This is a genomic window from Bacillus sp. MYb209 (genome assembly GCF_002975175.1).
Classification (GTDB): domain Bacteria; phylum Bacillota; class Bacilli; order Bacillales; family Bacillaceae_G; genus Bacillus_A.
The window spans coordinates 24389-50384 of record NZ_PCNZ01000001.1 but is presented as its reverse complement, the minus strand read 5'-3'; the positions used below and the strand labels follow the sequence as shown (position 1 = coordinate 50384).

At 34.6% G+C, this 25996-nt stretch carries 24 protein-coding genes, 1 pseudogene and 1 riboswitch; of the genes and pseudogenes, 17 read left to right on the top strand and 8 right to left on the bottom strand.

Translation table 11 applies throughout. The features are described from left to right. Positions 1–69: 69 nt before the first annotated feature. Positions 70–828, bottom strand: coding sequence for an SDR family oxidoreductase (locus tag CQZ94_RS00250; protein WP_105583824.1), 759 nt, complete (start codon positions 826–828; stop codon positions 70–72). Between the two features lie 238 nt (positions 829–1066). Here CQZ94_RS00250 and CQZ94_RS32545 point away from each other — a divergent pair, with 238 nt between their 5' ends. The 3 genes from CQZ94_RS32545 to ilvA all read left to right on the top strand — a co-directional run bounded on the left by CQZ94_RS32545 (position 1067) and on the right by ilvA (position 4408). Next, positions 1067–1246 carry a hypothetical protein gene (locus CQZ94_RS32545; protein ID WP_142395706.1) on the top strand — a complete coding sequence of 60 codons (180 nt, stop codon included), beginning with the start codon at positions 1067–1069 and terminating at the stop codon, positions 1244–1246. A 193-nt stretch (positions 1247–1439) separates the two neighbouring features. Further along, positions 1440–3113, top strand: coding sequence for a dihydroxy-acid dehydratase (gene ilvD, locus CQZ94_RS00240; RefSeq protein WP_105583822.1), 1674 nt, complete (start codon positions 1440–1442; stop codon positions 3111–3113). A 32-nt stretch (positions 3114–3145) separates the two neighbouring features. Further along, complete coding sequence (gene ilvA, locus CQZ94_RS00235) at positions 3146–4408, top strand: threonine ammonia-lyase IlvA (protein ID WP_105583821.1); 1263 nt, start codon at positions 3146–3148, stop codon at positions 4406–4408. Between the two features lie 99 nt (positions 4409–4507). On the opposite strand, the gene CQZ94_RS00230 is transcribed toward ilvA, so the two are convergent. Together CQZ94_RS00230 and CQZ94_RS00225 are read right to left on the bottom strand one after the other, a co-directional pair. Then, positions 4508–4735, bottom strand: coding sequence for a hypothetical protein (locus tag CQZ94_RS00230; protein WP_105583820.1), 228 nt, complete (start codon positions 4733–4735; stop codon positions 4508–4510). A 51-nt stretch (positions 4736–4786) separates the two neighbouring features. Next, entirely contained in the window at positions 4787–5890 is a 1104-nt protein-coding gene (locus CQZ94_RS00225; protein ID WP_105583819.1) for a CapA family protein, read from the bottom strand. A 273-nt stretch (positions 5891–6163) separates the two neighbouring features. On the opposite strand from CQZ94_RS00225, the gene CQZ94_RS00220 reads away from it, so the two are divergent. The 3 genes from CQZ94_RS00220 (at position 6164) to CQZ94_RS00210 (ending at position 9192) form a co-directional block, all read left to right on the top strand. Next, a complete protein-coding gene (locus tag CQZ94_RS00220) occupies positions 6164–6883 on the top strand; it encodes a DUF554 domain-containing protein (protein WP_105583818.1) in 720 nt (239 codons plus the stop codon). 15 nt (positions 6884–6898) lie between these two features. Continuing rightward, positions 6899–7765, top strand: coding sequence for a GNAT family N-acetyltransferase (locus CQZ94_RS00215; protein ID WP_105583817.1), 867 nt, complete (start codon positions 6899–6901; stop codon positions 7763–7765). A gap of 212 nt (positions 7766–7977) precedes the next feature. Then, positions 7978–9192, top strand: coding sequence for a multidrug efflux MFS transporter (locus tag CQZ94_RS00210; protein WP_105583816.1), 1215 nt, complete (start codon positions 7978–7980; stop codon positions 9190–9192). Between the two features lie 54 nt (positions 9193–9246). Here CQZ94_RS00210 and CQZ94_RS00205 read toward each other — a convergent pair whose 3' ends face one another. Then, a complete protein-coding gene (locus CQZ94_RS00205; RefSeq protein ID WP_105583815.1) occupies positions 9247–10008 on the bottom strand; it encodes a DODA-type extradiol aromatic ring-opening family dioxygenase in 762 nt (253 codons plus the stop codon). Between the two features lie 208 nt (positions 10009–10216). On the opposite strand from CQZ94_RS00205, the gene CQZ94_RS00200 reads away from it, so the two are divergent. The 5 genes and pseudogenes from CQZ94_RS00200 to CQZ94_RS00180 all read left to right on the top strand — a co-directional run bounded on the left by CQZ94_RS00200 (position 10217) and on the right by CQZ94_RS00180 (position 15442). After that, positions 10217–11140 (top strand): alpha/beta fold hydrolase, encoded by a 924-nt coding sequence (locus CQZ94_RS00200; protein WP_105583814.1) that lies wholly within the window; start codon positions 10217–10219, stop codon positions 11138–11140. A gap of 56 nt (positions 11141–11196) precedes the next feature. After that, the gene (locus CQZ94_RS00195) at positions 11197–11802 is read left to right on the top strand and encodes a pentapeptide repeat-containing protein (RefSeq protein WP_105583813.1); all 606 of its coding nucleotides are present in this window, start codon (positions 11197–11199) and stop codon (positions 11800–11802) included. A gap of 122 nt (positions 11803–11924) precedes the next feature. Beyond that, a pseudogene (locus CQZ94_RS00190) lies at positions 11925–12214 on the top strand (YunG family protein). Positions 12215–12324: 110 nt separating this feature from the next. Beyond that, positions 12325–13650 carry a bifunctional S-methyl-5'-thioadenosine deaminase/S-adenosylhomocysteine deaminase gene (locus CQZ94_RS00185; protein ID WP_142395705.1) on the top strand — a complete coding sequence of 442 codons (1326 nt, stop codon included), beginning with the start codon at positions 12325–12327 and terminating at the stop codon, positions 13648–13650. 154 nt (positions 13651–13804) lie between these two features. Next, entirely contained in the window at positions 13805–15442 is a 1638-nt protein-coding gene (locus CQZ94_RS00180) for a peptide ABC transporter substrate-binding protein (RefSeq protein ID WP_105583811.1), read from the top strand. Between the two features lie 58 nt (positions 15443–15500). Here the strand turns inward: CQZ94_RS00180 and CQZ94_RS00175 are convergent, their stop codons facing one another. After that, a complete protein-coding gene (locus CQZ94_RS00175; RefSeq protein ID WP_105583810.1) occupies positions 15501–16031 on the bottom strand; it encodes a GNAT family N-acetyltransferase in 531 nt (176 codons plus the stop codon). 146 nt (positions 16032–16177) lie between these two features. Between CQZ94_RS00175 and CQZ94_RS00170 the strand changes: the two genes are divergently transcribed. The 3 genes from CQZ94_RS00170 to CQZ94_RS00160 all read left to right on the top strand — a co-directional run bounded on the left by CQZ94_RS00170 (position 16178) and on the right by CQZ94_RS00160 (position 18876). Then, positions 16178–16876, top strand: a complete 699-nt coding sequence (locus tag CQZ94_RS00170) for a response regulator transcription factor (protein WP_105583809.1) — start codon at positions 16178–16180, stop codon at positions 16874–16876. Then, on the top strand, positions 16866–17927 hold the full coding sequence (locus CQZ94_RS00165) for a sensor histidine kinase (protein WP_105584303.1): 1062 nt from the start codon (positions 16866–16868) through the stop codon (positions 17925–17927). Before CQZ94_RS00170 ends, CQZ94_RS00165 begins: the two co-directional genes overlap by 11 nt. Before the next feature lie 88 nt (positions 17928–18015). Beyond that, a complete protein-coding gene (locus CQZ94_RS00160; protein ID WP_105583808.1) occupies positions 18016–18876 on the top strand; it encodes a M23 family metallopeptidase in 861 nt (286 codons plus the stop codon). Positions 18877–18935: 59 nt separating this feature from the next. Here CQZ94_RS00160 and CQZ94_RS00155 read toward each other — a convergent pair whose 3' ends face one another. Further along, on the bottom strand, positions 18936–20231 hold the full coding sequence (locus CQZ94_RS00155; protein ID WP_105583807.1) for an Nramp family divalent metal transporter: 1296 nt from the start codon (positions 20229–20231) through the stop codon (positions 18936–18938). A gap of 603 nt (positions 20232–20834) precedes the next feature. Between CQZ94_RS00155 and trhO the strand changes: the two genes are divergently transcribed. After that, positions 20835–21794 carry an oxygen-dependent tRNA uridine(34) hydroxylase TrhO gene (gene trhO, locus CQZ94_RS00150; RefSeq protein WP_105583806.1) on the top strand — a complete coding sequence of 320 codons (960 nt, stop codon included), beginning with the start codon at positions 20835–20837 and terminating at the stop codon, positions 21792–21794. A 49-nt stretch (positions 21795–21843) separates the two neighbouring features. Here trhO and CQZ94_RS00145 read toward each other — a convergent pair whose 3' ends face one another. Further along, positions 21844–23319, bottom strand: a complete 1476-nt coding sequence (locus CQZ94_RS00145; RefSeq protein WP_105583805.1) for a hypothetical protein — start codon at positions 23317–23319, stop codon at positions 21844–21846. A gap of 177 nt (positions 23320–23496) precedes the next feature. Here CQZ94_RS00145 and panE point away from each other — a divergent pair, with 177 nt between their 5' ends. Both panE and CQZ94_RS00135 read left to right on the top strand, forming a co-directional pair. Then, positions 23497–24429 (top strand): 2-dehydropantoate 2-reductase, encoded by a 933-nt coding sequence (gene panE, locus CQZ94_RS00140; RefSeq protein ID WP_105583804.1) that lies wholly within the window; start codon positions 23497–23499, stop codon positions 24427–24429. A gap of 533 nt (positions 24430–24962) precedes the next feature. Continuing rightward, on the top strand, positions 24963–25343 hold the full coding sequence (locus CQZ94_RS00135) for a hypothetical protein (RefSeq protein ID WP_105583803.1): 381 nt from the start codon (positions 24963–24965) through the stop codon (positions 25341–25343). 90 nt (positions 25344–25433) lie between these two features. On the opposite strand, the gene CQZ94_RS31585 is transcribed toward CQZ94_RS00135, so the two are convergent. Then, positions 25434–25562 carry a hypothetical protein gene (locus CQZ94_RS31585; protein ID WP_255295617.1) on the bottom strand — a complete coding sequence of 43 codons (129 nt, stop codon included), beginning with the start codon at positions 25560–25562 and terminating at the stop codon, positions 25434–25436. A 161-nt stretch (positions 25563–25723) separates the two neighbouring features. Further along, positions 25724–25870: riboswitch (cyclic di-AMP (ydaO/yuaA leader) on the top strand. The last annotated feature ends 126 nt before the right edge of the window (positions 25871–25996 follow it).

Sequence of the window (25996 nt, the reverse complement as noted above, 5' to 3'; positions counted from 1 at the left end):
ATATGTTTTATACAGTATTATATAAATTGTTTTATTGCGCAATAAAAAAGATTTGAAAATATATGTTTTTTATAAACAAGACCCACCGCTCACATCAATCAATTGTCCAGTAATCCAGCGACTATCAGGGGAAGCTAGAAACGCAGCAGTGTCGGCAATGTCTTCTACTTCACCTAATCGATTGAAAGTGGAAATGTTAGTAGCGTATTGTTTCATCATTGGATCGCTCAAGAGTTCCGCGTTCATATCTGTTTTGATAAAGCCTGGAAGTATTGCATTCACCGTTATTCCTCGTGCTCCGAGCTGTTTTGCTAGCGTGAAAGTCATTGTGTTAATTGCACCTTTCGTCATACTATATGCAACGAAATCAGGTAAAGAAATGCGAGTTGCGGCTGATGAGATATTAACAATCCGGCTATTGTCACGTAAACGCGGTAGAGCTTGTTGGATGATGAAGAATGGTGCTTTTGCATTTACTGAAACGATTCTATCAAAAAATTGTTCAGTTGTTTTTTCAATAAAAGCACCAGGTCCAATTCCAGCGTTGTTTATTAAAATATCAAATTCCGTTCCACCAGTTCGCTTTTGCAATTCAGTATCTAAAGAATTATATAGGTTTTCTACACCGTGTAAAGATTCAAGATTTGCACCGATAGAAAAAGCTGATCCGCCATTTGATTGAATTTCATGAACAGTTTCTTCAGCATCTTCTTTTCTGTTACCATAATGAACAGCAACTAATGCACCGTCGTTTGCTAAACGCTTTGCGATAGCACGTCCAATTCCTCGGCTTGCTCCAGTAACTAATGCTATTTTACCTTTTAACATATTTCTCTCATCTCCTCATAATTTTTTTATATGTTTTAAGTTGTTTTTCTTTATGTAGAAAAGCAAACATACTTAAGTAATATATGAGTACGTGTAAGAAGTGCATTCCAATTTTGTTTTGAGAAAAATAAATAACTTTTTAGTATATGAATTGAGATTAAAAAATAAATTTTCAAAAAATATATTGACAATGAAAAGAACAAAGTCCTATAATACGTTTAACAAATAAAAGTCAATTATGAATTTTCAGAATTTATATTATGTATATGCAAAGAAGAGGAAAGTAGATGATTATGATCGTTTCAGAGAGCTACTTCAAGGCTGTGAGAGTAGTAACAATCGAATCATTGAAGATCACCTCGGAGCATCGCTTGCGAAAGGGAAACCGAGTAGAGGGCGGCGGCATCGTCTCCGGTAAAAGGACGGGGGTCTGGTTGGACCTACAAAGCTTATATTTCGTGAGAAGTGTAAGGAAGCTGAGTGGTAACGCGAAACTCTCGCCTCAGCAATCAAAGCTACTATTAAGTAGTAGTTGATTGCTGAGGTGAGAGTTTTTATTTTAAAAAATAGATTAAGTAAGAGAAAAAATGTGTAAGAAGGGATTTGACAAGATGAGAAGTGACATGATTAAAAAAGGTTTTGATAAAGCTCCGCATCGTAGTTTATTAAAAGCAACTGGTTTAAAAGATGAAGATTTTGATAAACCATTCATAGCAATTTGTAATTCTTTTATTGAAATTATTCCAGGTCATAAGCACTTAAATGAGTTTGGGAAACTTGTAAAAGAAGCAGTGCGTGCAGCAGGCATGGTTCCATTTGAATTTAATACAATTGGAGTAGATGACGGTATTGCGATGGGCCATATCGGTATGCGTTATTCGCTTCCGAGTCGTGAAATCATTGCAGATTCAGTAGAAACGGTTGTAAATGCACACTGGTTTGACGGAATGATTTGTATTCCAAACTGTGACAAAATTACACCAGGTATGATGATGGCTGCACTTCGCATAAACATTCCAACTGTTTTTGTTTCAGGTGGCCCGATGGCAGCTGGGAAAACATCTAAAGGGGAAGTTGTCGATTTAAGTTCTGTTTTTGAAGGGGTAGGAGCCTACCAATCTGGGAAAATTTCAGAAGAAGAATTAAAGGATATTGAAGATCATGGCTGTCCATCTTGTGGTTCTTGTTCCGGTATGTTTACAGCGAACTCTATGAACTGTTTATGTGAAGTGTTAGGCTTAGCTCTTCCTGGTAACGGGAGTATTTTAGCGATTGATCCAAGACGTGAGGAGTTAATTAAACAGGCAGCAGAAAAATTAAAAATTTTAATTGAAAGAGATATTAAACCACGCGACATTGTAACAGAAGAAGCAATTGATGATGCGTTTGCACTTGATATGGCGATGGGTGGATCAACGAATACAGTATTACACACGTTAGCACTCGCACAAGAGGCGGGGTTAGATTACGATATGAACCGCATTGATGCAGTTTCAAGGCGTGTACCGCATTTATGTAAAGTAAGTCCAGCTTCTAATTGGCATATGGAAGATATCGATCGAGCAGGCGGGATTAGTGCAATTTTGAAAGAGATGAGCCGAAAAGAAGGGGTGCTTCACCTTGATCGTATAACTGCTACTGGGCAAACGTTACGAGAAAATATCGCTCATGCAGAGATTCAAGATAAGGAAGTGATTCATTCTCTCGAAAACCCTCATAGTGAAGAAGGAGGATTACGTATATTAAAAGGAAACCTTGCGAAAGACGGAGCGGTTATTAAAAGCGGAGCAACAGAAGTAAAACGATTTGAAGGACCTTGCGTTATTTTTAATTCACAAGATGAGGCGCTTGCAGGCATTATGCTTGGGAAAGTTAAGAAAGGAGATGTAGTTGTTATTCGCTATGAAGGACCAAGAGGCGGACCTGGTATGCCGGAAATGTTAGCACCAACATCAGCAATTGCTGGTATGGGATTAGGAGCTGATGTTGCACTTTTAACTGATGGTCGCTTCTCTGGTGCTTCACGTGGTATTTCAGTAGGGCACGTTTCACCAGAAGCAGCTGCAGGCGGAACGATTGCACTTCTTGAACAAGGAGATATTGTATGTATTGATGTTGAGGAACGCTTGTTAGAAGTGAGAGTTAGCGATGAGGAATTAGAGAAGCGTAAAAAAGAATGGAAAAGACCAGAACCAAAAGTGAAAACTGGGTGGCTTGGACGTTATGCACAAATGGTAACATCGGCGAATACAGGTGCAGTTCTGAAAATCCCAAATTTTGATTGAGCCAATATAAAAAGAGATAAGGATGATATGGAATGGTGCAAAATGTAAAGGAGAGAGTGAAAATTGAAGATATCTTAATGGCCCATAATTGCATGAAAGATATCGTTATTAAAACACCGTTACAACGAGATTCAGTTTTATCTGAGAAATATGAATGTGACGTATACGTTAAGCGAGAAGATTTACAAGTTATTCGTTCTTTCAAAATTCGTGGTGCGTATAATTTAATTCAAAGTTTACCGAAAGAAAAGTTACAAAATGGTGTTGTTTGTGCAAGTGCTGGTAATCATGCACAAGGAGTTGCTTATACGTGTAATTTATTGAAGATTCCGTCAAAAATTTTCATGCCAACAACGACACCTAAGCAAAAAGTATCACAAGTTGAATTTTTTGGTGGTGATTTCGCAGAAATTGTATTAGTTGGTGATACATTTGATAGTTCTTTCCAAGAGGCGCAGCGCTATTGTGTGGAAAATAGGATGACATTTGTACATCCGTTTGATGATCCGTATGTCGTTGCTGGTCAAGGAACAGTCGCTGTTGAAATTATGCATGATATGGAGAAACCAGTTGATTATATATTTACAGCAATTGGCGGTGGTGGATTAGCATCTGGTATTGGTACATATGTAAAGGGGGTTAGTCCTACTACAAAGGTAATCGGTGTAGAACCGATGGGAGCTGCATCTATGAAAGAGGCCTTTCTTCAAAATGAAAATGTTGCATTAGATAAGATTGATAGTTTCGTTGATGGTGCAGCTGTTAAGAAGGTAGGAAAGTTAACTTTTGAAACTTGTAAAGATGTAATTGATGACATAGTTTTAGTACCAGAGGGAAAGGTTTGTACGACGATTTTAGAACTGTATAAGAAAAATGCGATTGTAGCAGAGCCGGCTGGTGCACTTTCTATTGCGGCACTTGATCTATACAGAGATGAAATAAAGGGGAAAACAGTTGTATGTACGTTAAGTGGTGGGAATAATGATATTGATAGAATGCAAGAAATGAAAGAACGATCCCTTATTCATGAAGGATTAAAGCATTACTTCATCATTGAATTTCCTCAACGTTCAGGAGCACTACGAGAGTTTCTGGATAAAGGATTAGGACCGGAAGATGATATTACTCGCTTTGAGTATATTAAGAAACATAATAAAGAAAATGGTCCAGCTTTAGTGGGGGTAGAATTAAAACATAGGGAAGACTATGAAGCTTTAATTACTCGTTTTCAAGAAAATAACATTCAATTTGTGGAGCTTAATAAAAATCCTGTGCTGTTTGATTTACTTATTTAATAAAAGAAAAGAGTTAACATACAATTCTACTTGAAATAAAAAAGATAGATACAAGCGGAGGGCAATCCTGCTTGTTCTATCTTTTTTATTCTTTGAAAGTTAAACGAAATACGTTCCATATTCAAGAAGGATAAAGCTAGTTAACCAAAAAAGTATTGCAATACGAATGATTACGTACATTGCAAATTCAAAGGGGGAAAGTTTTCTCTCTCGCTTTATTTTTCTTAGAAGTCTAACAGAAAAAACGGAACATAAAAGCAGGATCGCTATAGATATTTCATAGATGTTTTCTAACAGACTTATATTTTCTAACAAGTTTTTCAGCATATTCATCACCTTTTTGTAATGTATATCACAGAGAAATGGATCTCATGCTGTTTAGTTGCGTTTGTTTATTATTTTTCCAGTATCATCAATTTCTACATCAGTTGAAACCGTTTGTAAATATTGTAGTACTTTTTTCTTTTCTTCTTCATTTACAGGGGAAACTTGGTTGTTGCGAATGATGTAAGGATTGAATGACATTTGGACATCCTTTCCTTTAAAGGTTAAAGTTAATACGCCAGTTTCGGCGCTTTTTCCATTCACATAACTTGGGAATAAAAAGTTTCCTAACGAGTATGCGATAGGAACTTTATTGTAATACTCAAACCCTTGTAACCAATGCGGGTGACTTCCAACGATTGCATCAGCACCTGCATCTACCATTTTCGGAACATATTGTTTCTGGTAATCTATTGGGCGATTAGATTTTTCGACGCCCCAATGCATATAAACGATTACATAATCAGCATCTTTCTTTTGCTCTTGAATCGTTTTTGTTACAAGATCTAGATCATATCCGTTTGCAACGCCAGGTTTATTGTCACCAGCTACCCAATTAAAGTTAGGCATAAAGCGTACAAAGGAAAGAAATTTAAACTTTTTTCCTTTTACAGTTAGTTCACGAGCGGTATAAGCATCTTCAGCATTTTTTCCGGCTCCAGTGTAAGGTAGTTTTAATTTTTCGACGTGAGAAATGGTGTCTAGTAGTCCATCTTGTCCATAATCAAGCGTATGGTTATTGCCAATATTGATAATATCGTATCCAGTATTTTTAATTGCTTGTAGTGTGGATGGATCGCTTTTAATCCAAAATTGTTGCCCAGGTACTTTTTTTTCTCTCGTTGTAAATGCAGACTCTAAATTAATAAAGGAGATATCAGCTTTCGTTATTTCTTCTTTTACATGTTGGAATGGGTAATCTGCCCCATTTTTTTCGATTACAGGACGTAATTGCCAATCGAACATTGTATCACCAGAGAAGGTGAGCGTAATTTCAGGGTCTTCATTTTTCTTTTCGGTCGTTGAATTTGCTTTGGTTGATGCGTTTTGTAAATCTGATTTATTTTTTGCTTTTGAAATGTAAGTGTAATTGATTAATAAAACAATTGGTGTAATGAAAAAGGCTATTAAAATAAGTCGTTTTAATAAAGTTTTCATAGCTACCGTCCCTTTTGGTTTTGTCCCGCTTTGTTCAACTGATAAAAATCTATCACTGACTAAAGGTTCCCTGTATACCGTAATCGTGAACTTCCACAATGAATGTAGTGAAAATAACGTATAAATAGATTCATAGATGCTAAAAAAGCGGGTTTTTAGTAATGGAAATCATTTGTTAATATTCTCAGTATTAAGTTAACATATAGGTAACCTTTAAAGCAATGTGTAATCCAGAATATAGTAATAAAGAATTCAGAGGATGGAGAATGTAATATGGTTATATTAGGAGCAGTTGTAAATGGGGTCTGCATTATAATTGGAACTTTGTTTGGTAAATTATTTAGTAATATTCCAGAAAGTATGAAAGGAACGATTATGCATGCAATTGGTTTAACGGTTGCTGCACTTGGACTTCAAATGGCATTGAAGAGTGAAAATTTTCTCGTTGTGATTTTAAGTTTAGTTATTGGTGCGGTAATTGGAGAATGGCTACAATTAGAAGAAAGATTAAAACAGTTAGGAGAATGGCTAGAAAATAAAGTTGGATCGAAAGGTAAAGGAAGTATATCAGAAGGTTTTGTAACAGCTACTCTAATTTTTGCAATTGGAGCGATGGGGATACTTGGCGCATTAGACAGTGGTATTAGAGGGAATCACGATGTTTTATTCACAAAAGCGATTATTGATGGATTCATTTCTATTATATTAACGACAACTCTTGGGATTGGAGTGGTATTTTCAGCGATTCCAGTTATTTTATATGAAGGTGCCATTGCAATTTTTGCAACACAAATTAATAGTTTTGTACCAGAAAAGTTAATGAATCAATTTATAGTTGAAATGACAGCAACTGGTGGGATTATGATTTTTGCAATTGGATTAAACTTACTTGGATTTATTAAAATTAAAGTGGCAAATTTACTTCCAGGTATATTGGTAGTTGGAATGATTGTTTCAATTATGTATGGTTACGGTTTAATATTGAGTTTTTAGGAGGAAGGAATATAGATGGAGGATTTCCAATTCACAAAACGTGCACATAAAATATTGGAGATTGCAACGCGAGAGGCTGAGTGTAATAAAGGTATTATTCATCCTGTGCATCTATTGATAGGTGCTTATAAGGAGGGTACTGGAGTTTGCGCGGAGTTACATATGTATTTATTTCACAAGCTGGGCAAGAATTTTTTAGAGGAAATATCGTTATTTCAACGATACTATTTAAACGAAAAAGAGTATATAGAGGCTGGGCAATACAAATATTCTTATAAGACGATAGAAATTTTACAAGTAGCGAAGAAACGGATGGAACGTTTTCAGCAAGTATTAATAAATGAAGGGCATGTTTTATATGCGCTTTTTCAAGTGGATACATTTATTGAAAAGGTTATAAGTAAAAATGTGCAAAAAGATGTATTGCAAATTACATCTGAGCCAAGAGACTTGACGGTTGCATTAAAAAGATTTAATCCTATTTATAATAATTTATGCTGTGATATTAGAAGAGCTGTCTCTTCTGATTTTGAAAAGTTGGCACGTTTTGTTAAGGGTGAATTTGGTGAGCGTTGGTTAAAATCTTTAGATTATGGATTTCGGACATATAAAGAAGAGGTGCCTATTTTTATTGCTGAGCAGGAAGGAGTAATCATTGGTTTCGCTTGTTACGATGTTGTGGGAGGTAAGAAAGGATTGTTTGGCCCGATGGGGACAACAAAAAATAATCGTGTGAACGGTATAGGGAAGGAGTTATTGCATTATTGTTTATATAACATGAAGAAAAGCGGATATGAATATGCAATTATTGGACAAGCAGGTCCGATTGAATTTTATGAGAGGTGTTGTAATGCACGTTTAATACCGATAGAGGATAATTAACCAACTCCATTTGCAGTGGAGTTGGTTTTATTATGAAACCATTATGTCGATGTAGTGAGTATTTGTAAATCAGGATGTTGATTTCTGTTGGAAATATTTGTATTTTGTTTGAAAATAACGGGATTTGTAATTAATATTACGTATAAATCAAATTACTAAACTTTTTACAGGAAAGGGTGTAGAATGGGTATCGAATGAAAGAAGGTGTGAAAATGGCCAGCTGGAAACGAAATTTAATCATTTGTTGGCTAGGTTGTTTTACCACTGCCGCCGGTATGAGTTTAGTAATTCCTTTTTTATCTTTTTATATTGAGGAATTAGGGGTGACCGGAACTTCTAGTATTGCACAGTGGTCGGGACTTGCATTTGGTGTAACATTTTTAATGGGTGCGATTGTATCACCGATATGGGGAAAGCTCGGTGATATACATGGACGGAAATTGATGCTCATTCGTGCGAGCCTTGGAATGGCGATTATTATGACGCTTATGGGGTTTGTGACAGATGTGTATCAACTAGTCGCACTTCGTTTTTTAATGGGAGCGGTATCAGGTTTCCTTTCTACAGCGATGACATTTATTGCGGCAGAAACTCCGCGAGAACATTCAGGTTGGGCAATTTCTACAATCTCAACTGGAGGCGTGAGCGGTTCTTTACTTGGGCCATTGCTCGGAGGGTATTTGTCTGAGTTAATCGGAATGCGTCATGTCTTTCTAGTTACAGGAGCTTTTTTATTTCTTTCCTTTCTCATCGTCTTTTTCTTCTTACATGAAGAGAAGCATTCTGCTAAAGAAAAAAAAGCACAGCCGAAGAAAGTATGGACGATGGTGCCAGCAAAACAATTAATTATGAGTTTATTTGTAGCAACGTTTATTATTCAGCTTGCAAATATGTCGATTCAACCTATTATTACGTTGTACGTAAAGCATTTGGCAGGACCAGGAACAGATCATATTGAAATGATTGCAGGTGCAGTCATGTCTGCGACAGGATTAGCAGTTATTTTAGCAGCCCCTAAGCTAGGAAGATTATCAGATCATATTGGACCTCAAAAAACGTTAGTTGTAGCGTTGTTTGCTGCAGGAATTATTTTTATTCCGCAAGCATTTGTAACCTCAGCTTGGCAACTATTAATTCTTCGCTTTTTATTAGGTATTGCACAAGCAGGACTATTACCTTCCGTACAAACTCTACTAAAACAACATACGCCAACCCATGTAACGGGACGAATATTTGGATATAATCAATCGTTTCAGTTTTTAGGAAATATGATTGGGCCAGTACTTGGTGGACAAATTGCAGCTCATGCGGGATTCCAATATGTTTTCTTCTCTACATCATCATTATTATTTATTGCATGTATTTGGGTTTATTTTCATAGTAAAAATGCAGAGGTATCAGAGAAACAACATTTGGAAGTTAGTTAATTAGGTGAATGAACAGTAAAAAGGATGAAGCAATATTTGCTTCATCCTTTTTCATTAAAATTGAAGGCAAAGATAACTTAATGTACCAAGCTCGTAGCTACGGTGAATGACTTTCCCTGTCTGTTCACCACTACCCATTGCGATAAATAAAGGAACAAAATGCTCTGCTCTTGGCACTGCTAATTGTGCATGAGGAGCATTTCTTTCCCAGTTAAACAATGCATCTTTATCGCTAGTATGCATATGATTTATAATCCAATCATCAAATTCAATCGCCCATTGTTCCGGAGCGGTTTCATTCCATTTTAATGCTCGTAAATTATGAACAGTAACCCCGCTACCGATTACTAAAATATCTTCTTGTCCAAGTCCTTTTAGTGCTTTTCCAATTTCATATTGCTCTTTTGCGGGAAGGAAAGGATTTACTGATATTTGTACGACAGGAATATTTGCTTCTGGATACATACGATGCAGGAGTGTCCATGAACCGTGATCTAAACCTCTCGTCGTATTTTTATGGACTAGAATTCCTTTGTCTTTAAATTTTGTTTCCAGCATAGTTGCAATGTTAGAAGAACCTTTAGATCGATATTTTATTTCATATAATTCAGGAGGGAATCCGCCGAAATCATAAATTGTTTCATATTCGTTATCTGAAGAGGAAATCGTTAATATTTCACTTTCCCAGTGAGCGGTGAAAATAACAATTGCTTTCGGTTTATATGTTTCTCCAAGTGTTTTTAAAAAACGTGTATAGTCTGTATCTTGAATAGCAAGCATTGGTGAACCATGTGCTAAAAATAGTGATGGCATCATAATTGAAACCTCCTAAAAATATAGTGATTACTTTATGTAAGTAACTATATAATTTTATTTTTGGTTCGTCAAGAGAATAGTTTAATATATAATTGAAACAATAGATCATTTGTCATAATGAGAGCAATTGCATATAATACATAATAAGAATAATGAATATAAATTCATTTTATTAAAGAGATACATAATAGATTTGGAGGCTGTCGAAATGAACATACAGGAAAATTTCGTTACGGCATTGGATGAATCGGAAATTTATTTGCGTAAATGGTTACCAGAAGGCAATCCGCGGGGGATTGTTCAAATCGCACATGGCATGACAGAACATGCAGGTGCTTACACCGAATGCATTGATGCTTTATTAGAAGCAGGATATGGTATTTATGCTCATGATCATAAAGGACATGGGAAAACAGTGAAAAGAGAAGAAGACTATGGGCATTTTGAGCCGGATATTGGTTGGAATCAGGCTGTGTCTGATGTAATCTTTGTATCGGAAACTATAAAAAAAGAACAGAACTGTCCACTGTTTTTACTTGGACATAGTATGGGCTCGTTTTTATCTAGACGGGCTGTACAACTTAGAGGTGAATTATATGATGGATTTCTCATTTCGGGAACTGGGGGAAATCCGGGGTTTTTAGGCATCGTTGGTCATAAAGTAGCGACAATTGAGATGAAACTTCGCGGAAAGAAAAAGAAAAGTCCGATGCTGAACTTTTTATCTTTCGGAAACTTCAACTCACACTTTAAGCCGAATCGTACAAAATTTGATTGGCTATCTTCAGATATAAATCAGGTTGATAAATATATTGCCGATCCGTTATGTGGATTCATTTGTACGACTAGTTTTTACCGAGAATTATTTCATGGGGTATTAGAAGTAAATAAAATAGAAGAATATGAGAAGACACCGAAAGAACTTCCAATACATATTTTTTCTGGAAATCGTGATCCAGTTGGAGATATGGGGAAAGGTGTAAAAGAAGTATACGAAAACTATAAAAAATGCGGTGTGAAAGATGTAACACTTCGATTATATGAAAATGGTAGACATGAAATGTTCCATGAAGTGAATAGAGAAGATGTATTTCAAGATTTGATTTCATGGTTAGATGAGCATATTGTATAAGAAGAAACCTCACTTCATGCTGAAGTGAGGCTTTTTGAGAAATTGGAGGATTGATTATGAGTGAATTTGTAAATAAAGAATATGTAGAAATAGATTTTCAAGATGTTTTGATTAAAGAAGAGGAATTGAAAAATTGTACCTTCATAAAATGCCGTTTTAGAGGGATAGATGCATCAGAAGTTTTTACTGAAAATTGTAATTTCATAGAATGTGATTTTACTGGTACTCTTTTTAATGCTTCTATCCACCAAGGAACTACATTTGCTAATTGTAAGTTTTTTGGTGCAAATTTATTTGTCTCTAAGTTTGAAGAATGTAAAATGACTGGTTCTGACTTCGAAGAGGCAAATTTAGACGGAATAACAATTATATCAGGCGATTGGTCATATACAAATATTAGGTTTGCGAACTTAAGTAAGCAAGTATTAAAGGGAATTCGCTTAGTTGAAGCTGACTTGTATGAATGTAATTTAGAAAAAGCAGACTTACGTGAAGCAGATTTAACGGGTGCTCAATTAGGTAAGGTAAAACTTAGTGGGGCGGATTTAAGAGGAGCTGTAGTTGATAGAGTTGATTTTAAAAGTTTCGATTTAAAAAATGTGAAATTGGATATAGCGCAGGCGATTGCAGTTGCGAGATGTTATGGAGCAAAGGTGAATTAAATCATTTGTAACACCGTTCAATATATTGAACGGTGTTACAAATAGTAATAATTTTTAAAAATCGCCTTTTACCGCTTTTACAATTTGATGTGTAAAACTGCAAATGTCAGGAGATGCTGTAAATGGATAGCATAAAGATTAAACAACTATATGAAGCATTAAGAAAATCTTGGTCAATAGAAACGATTTCTAAGTGGACGAGAGAAAGCCCAGCAAAGGAATAATGTGATGTAACGGCCCTTATTGTCCAAGAATTGTGATAAAGACGAAGATAGGTGAAGTATGGCATTTTTACAATACAGTAGATGGGAAAAGGTATGATTTTACTTGGACCCAATTTCATGAAACATTAAACTATATGGACATGAAGTCGAGCCATGAAGAAGCATTTGCAGATACAAATGAAAAATAATATGACATTTTGAAGGAAAAGATAGTTAAAGAATTAAAATTATCTTTTGACTCTTAATCTCCGATAAGTTACTATAATGGTGGTAACTAATTAAAGGGAATTTCATAGAGTTGAAAGGGGAAATACTTTTGAAAACAGCTTATGTAAGCGCTACGATTGTAACGTTGAATGAACAAAATGAAGTGTTAGAAAACGGATATATCATTGTAGAAGATGATCAAATTATAGAAGTGAATAGCGGAGAAATCCCTTCTCATTATGAAGTGGATGAAGTGATAGATATGCAAGGGAAGTGGGTTTTACCAGGGCTTGTCAATACACATACACATGTTGTTATGAGCCTTTTGAGAGGTATCGGAGATGATATGTTATTACAGCCGTGGTTAGAGACGAGAATTTGGCCACTTGAAAGTCAGTTTACTCCAGAACTTGCGGTTGCTAGTACGGAATTAGGATTGCTTGAAATGGTGAAAAGTGGTACAACAACATTCTCTGATATGTTTAACCCAATTGGAGTAGACCAAGATGCAATTATGGAAACGGTATCAAAAAGCGGAATGCGAGCTGCAGTTTCAAGAACTTTATTCAGCTTTGGAACGAAAGAAGATGAAAAGAAAGCGATAGAAGAAGCTGAGAAATACGTGAAGCGCTACTATAAAGAAAGTGGCATGTTAACTACGATGGTTGCTCCGCATAGTCCATATACATGTTCTACAGAAATGTTAGAAGAGTGTGCACGTATTGCCGTGGAAAATCAAACTATGGTTCATATCCATCTTTCTGAAACAGAGCGTGAAGTACGTGATATTGAGGAAAGATACGGAAAACGTCCAGTAGAATATGCGGCAAGTTGCGGATTATTTAAACGACCAACAGTCATTGCACATGGTGTTGTTCTAAATGAAAATGAGCGTGCATTTTTAGCAGAACATGATGTTCGAGTAGCTCATAATCCGAATAGTAATTTAAAACTAGGTTCGGGTATAGCGAATGTAAAAGCGATGCTAGAGGTAGGAATTAAAGTAGGAATTGCAACGGATAGTGTTGCGTCTAATAATAATTTAGATATGTTTGAAGAAATGCGTATTGCGACTTTATTACAAAAGGGTATTCATCAAGATGCAACAGCATTGCCAGTTGAAACAGCTCTTTCTCTTGCAACAAAAGGAGCAGCTGAAGTAATTGGGATGAAACAAACGGGATCACTTGAGGTTGGAAAGTGTGCCGATTTTGTTACAATTGATCCATCTAATAAACCGCATTTACAACCAGCAGATGAAGTGTTATCACATCTTGTGTATGCTGCTAGTGGAAAAGATATAAGCGATGTAATTATTAACGGAAAACGTGTCGTTTGGAATGGTGAATGTAAAACATTAGATGAAGAGCGTATAATATTCGAAGCAGGTCGTTATAAACGAGGTTTACAAAGATAGGTATTACATGTCGGTTGAAAAAGCTATCCTTTTTTAAAAAGGGTAGCTTTTTTCTTGAACGAATAAATATTCAATGTAATGTCGCATCTTTCTATTGGTATTTCTGCTATAATATATAACGTTTTATAATATTTTATATTAAGGAGCACAATTCATGAAGCGAAAAAAGAGCCGTTTAATGGTAATGGCACTTGTTACATCTTTATTTTTAACAGCTTGTAATAATAAAGCTAATAAAAGTGATGCAGAAGCTAAAAAACAAGTGTTAAATGTAACAGTATCAGAAGAAATTCCTTCTCTTGATACTACGAAAACGATGGATGGTACATCAGCACACGTTATGCAAAACATATTTGAAGGGTTGTATGTGCTAGATGATCAAGATAATCCAACTCCTGCTATAGCAAAATCGTTTGAAAGAAGTGAAGATGGTAAAAAATATACATTTCATTTGCGTAAAGATGCAAAGTGGTCAAATGGAGACCTAGTAACAGCAAATGATTTTATGTTTGCGTGGAGACGAGCGTTAAGCCATGAAACAGCGTCGCAATATGCATACATGCTGTTTTATATAAAAAATGCGAAAGAAATAAATAAGGGAGTAATGCCTCTTAATGAACTTGGAGTAAAAGTACTAGATGACTATAAGTTAGAAGTTGAACTAGAACAGCCAATTCCGTATTTCTTACAATTACTAGCGCTCCCAATTTACTTACCACAGCACGAATCATTTTTAAAAGAACAAGGAAAGAATTATGGATTGGAACCTAGTAATCTCATATATAACGGCCCATTTGTATTAGAAAAATGGAAGCATGAACAAGAGTTCCAATTAAAGAAGAATGCTACATATTGGGATCAAAAGAAAGTGAAATTAGACGAAATAAACTTTCAAATTGTGAAAGATACAATGACAGCAGTAAATTTATATGAAGCTGGTAATCTGGATCGAGTAGCTATTAATTCACAAGTTGTAGACAAGTATAAAGGGAACAAGGAATTGCATATGTCGAGCGATCCTGGAATTGCGATGCTCCGTTTTAACGAAAAAAATAGCGCACTAGCAAATAAAAAAGTGCGTCAGTCTATATCACTAGCGTTAAATAAAGATGATTTTGTTACTCACTTTATTAATAACGGGGCAAAACCTGCAAGTGGACTTGTACCAGTTGGTCATATAAATGAAGAGACTGGTAAAGATTTTAGAAAAGAAAACGGAGATATTTCTCCATATGATTTACAAAATGCGAAAAAGATTTGGGAAGAAGCGAAAAAAGAACTTGGAGTAGAACAAGTAAAACTCGAGTTTTTAACGTTTGAACAAGATAACGCAAAACGTATGGCAGAATATATAAAAGGTGACTTAGAAAAGAATTTGCATGGATTAACGATACAAATTAAACAACAGCCATTTAAGCAAAAATTACAATTAGAACAAACAGGTGAGTACGATATAGCTATGGTAAATTGGGGACCTGACTATAAAGACCCAATTAGTTATTTAGAGCTATTTACGACGAATAATCCAAATAATAAAATGAATTATTCCAATCCTCATTATGATGAACGAATTAAAAAAGCCAAAAATGAACTTGTACTAGAGCATAAGAAAAGATGGGAAGCTCTGCAAGAGGCTGAGCGTATTTTATTAGAGGACGCTGCGATAGCACCGCTTTATCATATTGGCTCAGCGTATGTACAAAAGGATTATGTAAAAGGAATTGAAAAACATCAATTTGGTGGCGTTTATACTTATAAGAATGCTTATATCGATAATAAGAAAAAATATTAATTCTAAAAAAGAAACCTTACTTTTAAAAGTGAGGCTTCTTTTTTGAATATAACTTCTATTAAACCGATTTTAATAAAGAATAAAAATTCGTATCATATGGGATATCATCTTGATACATATAGTTTTTTAGAACCCCTTCTTTTTCAAAACCTAATTTTAATAGAACTTTATTTGAAGCCTCATTTTCAAGAAATACAATTGCCCCGATACGTTTTAAATGAAGCGTATGGAAGCCGTAACATATAATTTCAGAAACGGCCTCAGTAGCATAGCCATTTCCCCAGTGTTCAGGGAAAAAGGCATAACTTATATTTGCTCGTTTATGTTCAGAAGACCAATCGTGAAAACCAATTGTTCCAATGAGCCCTTTTTTGTCTTTTAATTCGATACCCCATTTAATGCCGCTTCTTGTGTTGTAACTCAACTTAAAATTATTTAGGATTTGTTTTACTTGATCCAAATTTTGTAATGGTTTTTGGCCATAATGGCGCAGGACATCGGTATTAGAAAAGCAATGTAGTATACTCGGTGCATCTTCTTCGGTAAGTTCTCTTAAAACAAGTCGCTCAGTTTTTAATATAGGAAACATGCCTTCACTCCTGTTCATATGAAATTAGAATGTATTTGTTATTATATATATAATTTAATCTGAAAATAAAGATTATTCAAGGTGTAATGATGATTTTGATTTATGTTAAAATTGACTGTGGAATATATTTCAAAAGAGGTTTAGATATGGAGAAAAACTCAATTTTAATTGTAGATGATGATCGAGATATTATTCGATTTATTACTGTGAATTTAAAACAAGAAGGTTTTACTGTTTTTAGTGCTGACAACGGAGAAGAGGCGTTAGAGGTATTGAATAATAATAATGTTCAACTTGCTATCCTTGATGTTATGATGCCTCAAATGGATGGGATTGAATTGTGTAGAAGGATAAGGGAGAAATATAGTTTGCCAATTATGTTTTTAAGCGCTAAATCATCAGATGTAGATAAAGTGATTGGATTTAGTACTGGGGCAGATGATTATATCGTAAAGCCGTTTAGTACAATTGAATTTATTGCAAGAGTGAAAGCTCAATTAAGAAGATATACATATTTCAATCAAAATAATGTCCAAGTAATTGAAAAAAAGATAAACATTAGAGGTTTAGAAATAGATGAAGTGTCGAGAACAGTAATGCTATATGGACAAGCAATTAATCTTACGAAAACTGAGTACGCCATTTTGCATTTAATGGCAGTAGCAAGAAATCGTATTTTCACAATTGAAGAGATATATGAAAGTGTTTGGAATGAACGGGCTTATGAAAGTAATAATACGGTGATGGTTCATATTGCGAGATTAAGAAATAAAATAGAGGAGAATCCAAAAGAGCCGAAGTTTATACAAAATGTTTGGGGAGTCGGATATAAAATTGAAGATTAAATCATTACAAGGAATTAGAGCTAAATTCTTTTTCGCATTCATATGTAGTATTTTATTAGCTACAGTAAGTATGATATTAGTTCAAATTTTATTTGGACATATATATAATAATGTTGCTGTGCTAGAGGAAAGATATTCATTTCTTTATTTTATAGCTTTTCTTCTTTTAACGACTATATATTTTGCATTACTGACAAAAACAACTATAAAAAGATTGAATGAGATTAACCAAAGTGTGAAGGAAATAAGCAATGGTAATTTGGAAATACATATACCTATTTCGAAAAGCGATGAGATTAGTGAACTAGCGAAGAATGTTAATGGAATGGCTAAAAGTTTAAAAGTGTCTATTGAGAATGAAAAAAAATCACAGGAAATGAAAAATGAAATGATTAGTAATATCTCTCATGACTTACGAACGCCTGTAACATCTCTAATAGGTTATGCTGACCTAATAGGAAATAAGCTGCATTCAAATGTAGAAGAATGTGACCAATATGTAAGTGTATTAAAGCGAAAAAGCTATGAATTAAAAAGTCAGGTAGATGATTTGCTAGAATACTGTCAAATAAATTATAGAGAAATTGAATTACATAAAGATGTAATAAATATGAAAGCATTAATTGAGCAAATTATGATAGATTTTGTACCACAATTAGATGATGCGAATATGAGTTTTTATATTAATAGTGAAGAGGAGCTACATGTAGAAGTTGATGTAGCACTTATAGTGAGACTATTGGAAAATGTAGTTAGTAATAGCATTATGTATGGGAAAGCTGGAAAGGAAATTTTAATTCGAATTTCAAAAAGAGAACTGAATGTTGAAATAGAAATTAAAAATTTTGGACAATGCATTCCGAAAGAGAACCTTCCTTACGTTTTTGAAAAGTTTTATCGTGGTGAAAAATCACGTAGCTCTCATACGGGTGGGAAAGGAATGGGGCTTACAATTGCGAAAAGTATAGCAGAGCTCCATAAAGGAGATATCACTGTGCGTAGTAACGATAAAGAAACAGTTTTCATCGTAATTTTACCGCAGTATAAATAAGTGTAAGAAAGTCGTAAGTATTTCTTTCATATGTCGTAAATTTTACTTTGTATCATTGAGAATAAAGATATGAGAGTAGGGATACAACATGTGGAAGAAATATTTGCTCGCAATTTTATGTGTTTTTTTAATTACAAGTTGGAGTGTTGTTTTTTTAGCTAATGGTGTAATATCAGTTTTTATTTGGTGGGTTATACAGGCTTTTAGTTTAGTTTCAATTTTTATCTTAATAGGATCAGTAGTAATGTTTGTTTGGAAAAGCATTTTTAGAAAGCGGATAGATAGATTGCTACTCTTAATAGTTCTTTTCTCTATCATTGGAGCTTGGCCCATGGGGTGGTTCGCTAACATAGGTGGACTTGCTTATCCAGTAGATATAGAGTCTATGACTCCTAAAGTAGTAGTCCGCTTTCCATTGAACAAACGGGCGTTAGTAGGTTGGGGTGGTGATCGATTGGAGAAGAATTATCATGTGATAAAACCAAATGAACGATGGGCATACGATATTCTCATTCCACCTGCTGAAGTGAAAAGTAATAAGTTAAAGGATTATGGAATATATGGCGCAGATGTACTGGCACCGGCTTCTGGAACAGTTGTATCAATTAATAATGATGAAAAAGATTTAGTTCCGGGATCCGATGATTTTCAGTCAATGGCAGGAAATCACATTTATATACAGCTAGATGAAACAGGAACATTTTTATTTCTCGCCCACTTAAAGAAAGGGTCAATTAAAGTTAAAGAAGGACAACACGTAAATGAAGGGGAGGTTCTTGCTCAAGTTGGTAACTCGGGAAGTTCCAGTGAACCACATTTACATATTCATCATCAGAGGCAGGATCCATCTAATACGAGTATGTTTCTTACGGAAGGATTACCGCTATACTTTCGAACTGAAAAAGGAGCGATGATGCCTGAAAGAGGGGCATACATAAGTGGTAATTAGAAGAAATTTATTTCGCTGAAAAAGGGTATTCCAAATTAAAATTGGAATACCCTTTTTCATTAACCAACAAACGTTTGATACAGTAAGAAAATATTTAAAATGATAACGAGAGCGGCGATTAACCATGCGGTGAATGTTGTAATGCGATGGTTAACGAGTGCGCCCATAATCTTTTTATTACTTGTGAACATGATGAGTGGTACTAATGCAAAAGCAATACCGAATGATAAAACGACTTGGCTCATTACGAGAGCGTAAGTTGGATTTACACCTAAAGCGATAATAACCAGCGGTGGAATCATTGTTATAAATCGGCGTAAGTATAACGGAATATGCATTCGAATGAATCCTTGCATAATAATATCACCTGACATTGTACCGACAGAAGAGCTAGATAATCCCGCTGATAAAAGTCCGATTCCAAATAAAGCAGCGGATGCAGGACCGACTAAGTTGCTAAATTGGTTAAAAGCAACATCAAGATCTTCAACGTGTAGACCATTTTTAAAGAATAGTGCAGCAGCAACAATTAGCATACTTGCGTTAATAGCTCCAGCGATAACCATTGCAATAATAATGTCGATGAATTCGAAGCGGAAAATCTTTTTCTTTTGTTCATCATTTGTTCCGACTACACGGCGCTGCGTTAAGGCCGAATGTAAATATATCGCGTGCGGCATTACTGTCGCACCTAAAATTCCAGCTGCTAAAAGGATGCTATCTACACCTTGGAATTTTGGAGTGAAAAGTCCTGAGAGTAGAGGGCTTAATTCCGGTTTTGCGTAAAAGACTTGGATACCAAAAGCGATAACAACGATAAAAATCATTCCTGTTATGATAGCTTCTAATGGACGAAAGCCTCTGCGTTGAAATTCAAGAATAATAAATGATCCAACTGCTGTAATTAAAGCAGCTGGTAACATCGGAATTCCAAATAGTAAGTATAAGCCGAGTGCTGCCCCGATAAATTCAGCTAAATCTGTAGCCATAATAACGAGTTCACCTTGTATCCATAAACCGATGGAAACTGGTTTGGGGAAGTTTTCGCGAGCAACTTCAGGAAGATTTCTCCCAGTAGCAATTCCTAATTTTGCTGATAAAGTTTGAATTAATACAGCCATTAAATTAGAAGCGAGTATTACCCAAAGTAGTAAATACCCATATTGTGACCCGGCAGCGATATTTGTAGCGAAGTTCCCAGGATCAATATAAGCAACTGATGCGATAAAAGCAGGCCCTAAGAATGGTAACAGTCTTTTAAAGCCTTTTGTTTGTCCGCTTAACGCTAAATGGGCTGATTGAACTGTTGTACTTTGAGAAGGGACTTGTTCATCTTTTGTTATATCTTTATTCATAGTAGTTTTCCCCTTTGAAATCTTAACTTGATGAAGTTATTGTATTTATCCTGCTATTTGCGGGCAGTAAGACTCCCCCCTCGAATTTCGGCGAATGCGAGGAAGTTAGGTGGGAGATCAACTGTTCGTAAAAGCCCCACTGATTAAAGTTTCATTTTATTCTTACTCATTATTTCAATACATTTAGATATATTATGTGACAATTTCATTTGAACATAAAAGTTTCCTTAATGCAAATTATATGACTGTGCGCAATGAATGGTGTGACGATGCAAAAAAAATGGGAGTTTATGGTTGCTGAATAAGGGAGAAGATAATAAATTATAGGGTTGTTTTTGAAATTTATGTGAACATACAGCCTATATTACAGCATATTAATTGATGGAAATGAAATTGTATGATATATAATATATTGGGATTACAACCTAACCGTAGTGTTTTGTTCTGTAATCTTGTTTTTATTTCTGTTAACTTGTAGAAAAAATTGTAAATAGAAGAAAATAGGCTAAGTACAATTTTGTATATATTTTCTTATTATATATGTTTTGATATGAACGTTAACTTATACATGATTTTAAAATTTAGATAGGTGGTAGAAATACATTGGCAACTACAAAACCATATAGAGTATTACTATATTACATGTACACAACAATTGAAAACCCAGAAGAATTTGCTGTAGAGCATTTAGAATTTTGTAATTCACTTGAGTTAAAAGGAAGAATTCTTGTAGCAACAGAAGGAATTAACGGAACTTGTTCTGGAACTGTTGAGCAAACAGAGAAATACATGGAAGTAATGAACAATGACCCACGTTTTGCTGGAATCGTTTTTAAAATTGATGAGGCAGATGAACATGCATTTAAGAAAATGCACGTACGTCCTCGCCCAGAGTTAGTTACACTTCGTTTAGAGGATGACATTAATCCAAAAGAAATAACTGGGAAATATTTAGAACCAACAGAATTCTATGAGGCAATGAAGCAAGAAAATACAGTTATCATTGATGCACGAAATGATTATGAGTTTGATTTAGGACACTTTAAAGGTGCGATCAAACCAGATATTGAATCATTCCGTGAATTACCAGATTGGATTAGAGAAAACAAAGAAACACTTGAAGGTAAAAAGATTTTAACGTACTGTACAGGTGGAATTCGCTGTGAGAAATTCTCTGGTTGGTTAGTTCGAGAAGGCCATGAAGATGTAAGTCAGCTTCACGGCGGAATTGTAACGTACGGAAAAGACCCAGAGGTACAGGGTGAACTTTGGGATGGTCAATGTTACGTATTTGATGAGCGTATCGCTGTACCAGTAAACCAAAAAGAACATGTTATCGTTGGTAAAGATCATTTTACAGGAGAGCCATGTGAGCGCTATGTAAATTGTGCAAATCCAGAATGTAACAAGAAAATTTTATGTTCTGAAGAAAGTGAAGCAAAACATTTACGTGCATGTTCTCATGAATGTCGTGTACACCCACGTAATCGTTATATAGTGCAACGTGAATTAACAGAAGAGCAAGTAGCTGCTGCATTAGAAAAAATCGAAGCAGGGAAGTAAGCATAATAGAAAACAGATGGTAGCATCGTGCTGCCATCTGTTTTTTTATTTACTTTGTATCTTCTTTCTCTTTCACAGCAGATAATACAGTTTGTTTTACCCATGCTTTTCGATTTTTATGTTGTATAGCCCATTGGTATAAACCTTGTACACCTAAAATCAGTGAAATGACTATGCCACTACTAGCTATTAATAGAGCAAAGTATTCAAGAGGTGAAGATATATGATTTGAATCGGTATTTTTTAAAAGGTCAATTATCGTAAACCCTAACATTTGGCCCACTACAGAGTAGAGCGTTAAAATTAATAATAAAAGGCTATCTTTTTTAGAAGCAACATTTTCTTGATATTTAAACAAACTATCAAGATTTTGTTTCGCGTTCGTATATAGTATTTCAATGTTGAAAAGTTTTCTTAAACGAAAGAAAATATCTTCACTTTGTGATTGAGATACTAATTCTAAAGAAAAATAATTAGCTGTAAACGAATTGATAGAGTAGATTAACTTCTCTATTTCATTTGTATCTTGTTCAATATTTAGTTCAGCGTAAGCGTTTGCCATTTTTAATAAAACAATTTTATGAAATAGGTTTAATAATAAAGCGTAATAAAACTCCCCATACATTTGACTAGCAAGTTTAGCTACTTTATCGTCATCTTCGTTCGTAATACATGTAAAAATATGTTCTTCCATTATGAAATAACGATTAGGAGCCCACCTTTGATAGGCGTGTTGTTTTAAATAATCATGAATATAAGGGAGATTGTTTGCACTTACATATGGTTTACCATCACTTGTTAATCCAGAAAGACTGGAAGTACGGTAAACATCAACTACATTAAGTTCCATACTTTCTTTTAGAGATAATAAAGTTTGAACGTACATTCTTTGGTCTTCGAAGAAAGGGAAGGTTTGAAAGTATGAACTTCTTACTCTTTTCTTTTCAAAGAAGTCCGTTAAGCCGTTAAATAAATAACCAAAAATGAACTTTTCAACTTGTGAATATCTTTTTCCGTTACATTCTATACAAATGTTCTCGTCCTTTTCATTTCGCGTTTCAAGTACGCGAAAGTGAGCAGCGAATTCTATTGCGTCTGATAATGTCATATTTGGAGAGATGTTAACTTCTGTTCGGATTGTTAGAAACCCAAGTTCATAAGGACAAAGTGTTACATCGATTGAGTGTACTGTGAACGGGACGGAGATAAGATTTGTTGTTAAATGTCCGTTTAAATTAAGATCTTTAGAATAGCGTTGTAATCCTTTTTGATGCTCTGAAGGAGGAAAGAGAATTTTATTCGTAAATGAAAGATAGTATGCTTCCATATTTTGATGTGAAACTTTAAACTCCCCATAATATGTATTTTCATCTTCGAGATGATCGAGTCGAAAAGGCCGAAAATCATTTTTTTGTAAGAAAGGGAACATATTTTGTTCATATCCGCTCTTGAACGAAAATGGGAAAATAAATTGAAAAATAGCTGTTGTTACATATTTTTCTTCGATCGTTTGTATTGCCTCCATTTATATTGTTTCCTTTCAATGTAAGCTATAGAAACAACATGCCCTAATCTACTAAAAAATAACCGCTGGATTTTCATATGATTAAGAATGAAAAATTCAGCTTATTTATTAGGGGACATGTATAATATTATGTATACTAAAAGTAGTATAATTGTATTTTGAAAAGGGGGATGTATTATGCGTATTTTAGTATTAGGAGCTGGAGGCGTTGGAGGATTTTTTGGTGGACGACTTGCCGAAAAGGGAGAAGATGTTACGTTTCTCGTTCGTAGTGGACGGAAACAACAAATAGAGGAAAAAGGTTTAGTTATCCGAAGTATTAATGGAGATTTTTCATTTCAACCGAAATTAATAACGAAAGAAGATATAACTGCTCCGTTTGATGTAATATTATTCTCAACAAAAGCGTATCACCTAAACAAGGCAATAACAGATTTGAAACCATTTGTAGGTGAGAATACAGTCATAATTCCATTGTTAAATGGTATCGCTCATTTATCACTATTACAAAATGAATTCGGTGAAGAAAAAGTAATTGGCGGTTTATGCTTTATCGAAACGACATTAAATAGTGAAGGTGATGTTGTGCAAACTAGTGTTGCCAACCGACTTATATTCGGGGAAACTAAGCCTCAAGATTCTGAGAGGATGCAACGTATTTCTAAAATATTTGCGGGTACGAAAGCTAGTTTTGTTTTAAGTGAAAATATTATGCAAGATATGTGGCATAAATATTTATTTATTACTGTAATGTCAGGTGTGACAACATTAATGCGTGCACCAATAGGTCCGATTCGTGAAAGTGAAGGTGGACGTGATTTTATCCGAAACTTATTTGAAGAATCTGTGCAAATTATGAGGGCATTGGGGGCTCCAGTTAAGGAGAACATTGTTGAAGAGCATATGAAAACAATTGATAAAATTTCTTATGATATGAAGTCATCTATGCAACGTGATATGGAAAAAGGTTCGTTCATTGAAGGGAAACATTTGCAAGGATACTTGTTGGAACTAGCAAAGCAACTTCATATAGATACTCCATTATTGGAAGTAGTATATCAAAACTTAAAAGTATATCAAGAAATGTTTTTAAATAAAGAATTGGTATAGTTTATTTGTATTAGTGAAATGAAAGAAGTATAGAGAAAGCATTATTGCTTCTTCTATACTTCTTTCTATTTTTACTTGTTTACAATCGTTTTCATGATATGTATGGAAACGATATCAGAATATAGCAAAAACAATACTTCTCACGTATTGTTTCTTTTTTTTGTCGAAAATCCTCTGTCCCATTCAAAAAAAATATACAAATGAAAGAAACTTTTACAATGGAAACAATTCCGTAGATGTAAGGATGCTTCGGATATGCAGCATTTTCTTTCTATAGGAACGAACTAATACTGATACCTTATACTGATTCTTCAGCAAGCAAAACCTTTAGGCTTTTGCCTAACCTCCATTCATCTCCTACCTACTCATTGGACAATGTCCTATCCATTCCTTGAGGTGGGAGTTTTCTATCGGAAAATGATAAAAACAGCATTTGATGAAATTGGATGTTTGCTCTTAATACATAGATAAATAAGTGAGTTCTAAAAATGGTGTTTATTGAAATATAAATATGATGGAAAGGAGAGGAGAGCATGACTATAATTACTTTTTTAGGTTTGTTTTGGGGCTGGATTATATTAATTGTATCCGGAATTCTTTTTATACGGCCATCCGTGTTACGCGAATTGAAAAGGCTAGTTGTGGAAGATAGAGGTTCTGGAATTATGTATGGATTTTTATCAATTTTCTTAGGCGTAAGCACAGTTATTTTGCATAATGTATGGGAGTTCAATTGGCAAGGCTTTGTAACACTTATAGGGTGGTTATCACTTTTAAAAGGGATCTATATTATTGCATATCCTGAACCATCAAAAAAGACAAATTTTGAAGTACGTGTACTATCTACTCGTATAGTACTTGCAGTTATTTCTGCTTTAGCCATTTGGATGCTTGTTGTAATTTATACGCAATAGATTTATCGGTGTTTAAGAATAAAAAAGTCTGTTTTAAGTTACATTATGTAAAAACAGACTTTTTTAATGTTGTAACTTAGTTCAAATCAATTATCGATTCCTTTTATTTTCTTGTGTAATATCTCGTTCTTTTTCCATATTACCGTATAGATGGTTGATTTCTTTTCTAACTTCATCTAAAAAAGAATCTGATAAGATTGGTTTCTTTTTCTTTGACATATGAGCCTCCTAAATGGATGTAATATTATTAATTATGATTATTTATTCTGGAATCATACATAATCATCATAATTTTTTTAGCTTTTTAAAATTTGAGTTATTTCATGAAAATTTTTATTTACTTTTTAAAAATAAAGGAGTATTATAATCCACAGTTTCAATTTTCTAAATCGCTGAAACCGCATGGTGCGGGGGACCCGTTTTAATGAATTAGTGCATAATTCAATGGGGTGAATCCTTGAAAAAGGTAGGGCTACTCATAGGTCCGAATCCGACAGCTAACCTCGTAAGCGTTATATTGAGAAGGAAGGTGGAGCTTGTGCGACAAAAAAATTAATGTCTACAAGTCTATTTCGTTATGGCTTGTAGACATTTTTTGTTTTCTGAAGAAATAGTTTATCCGCTGTAATTAGCAGAAAAATTCGTGCAAAATT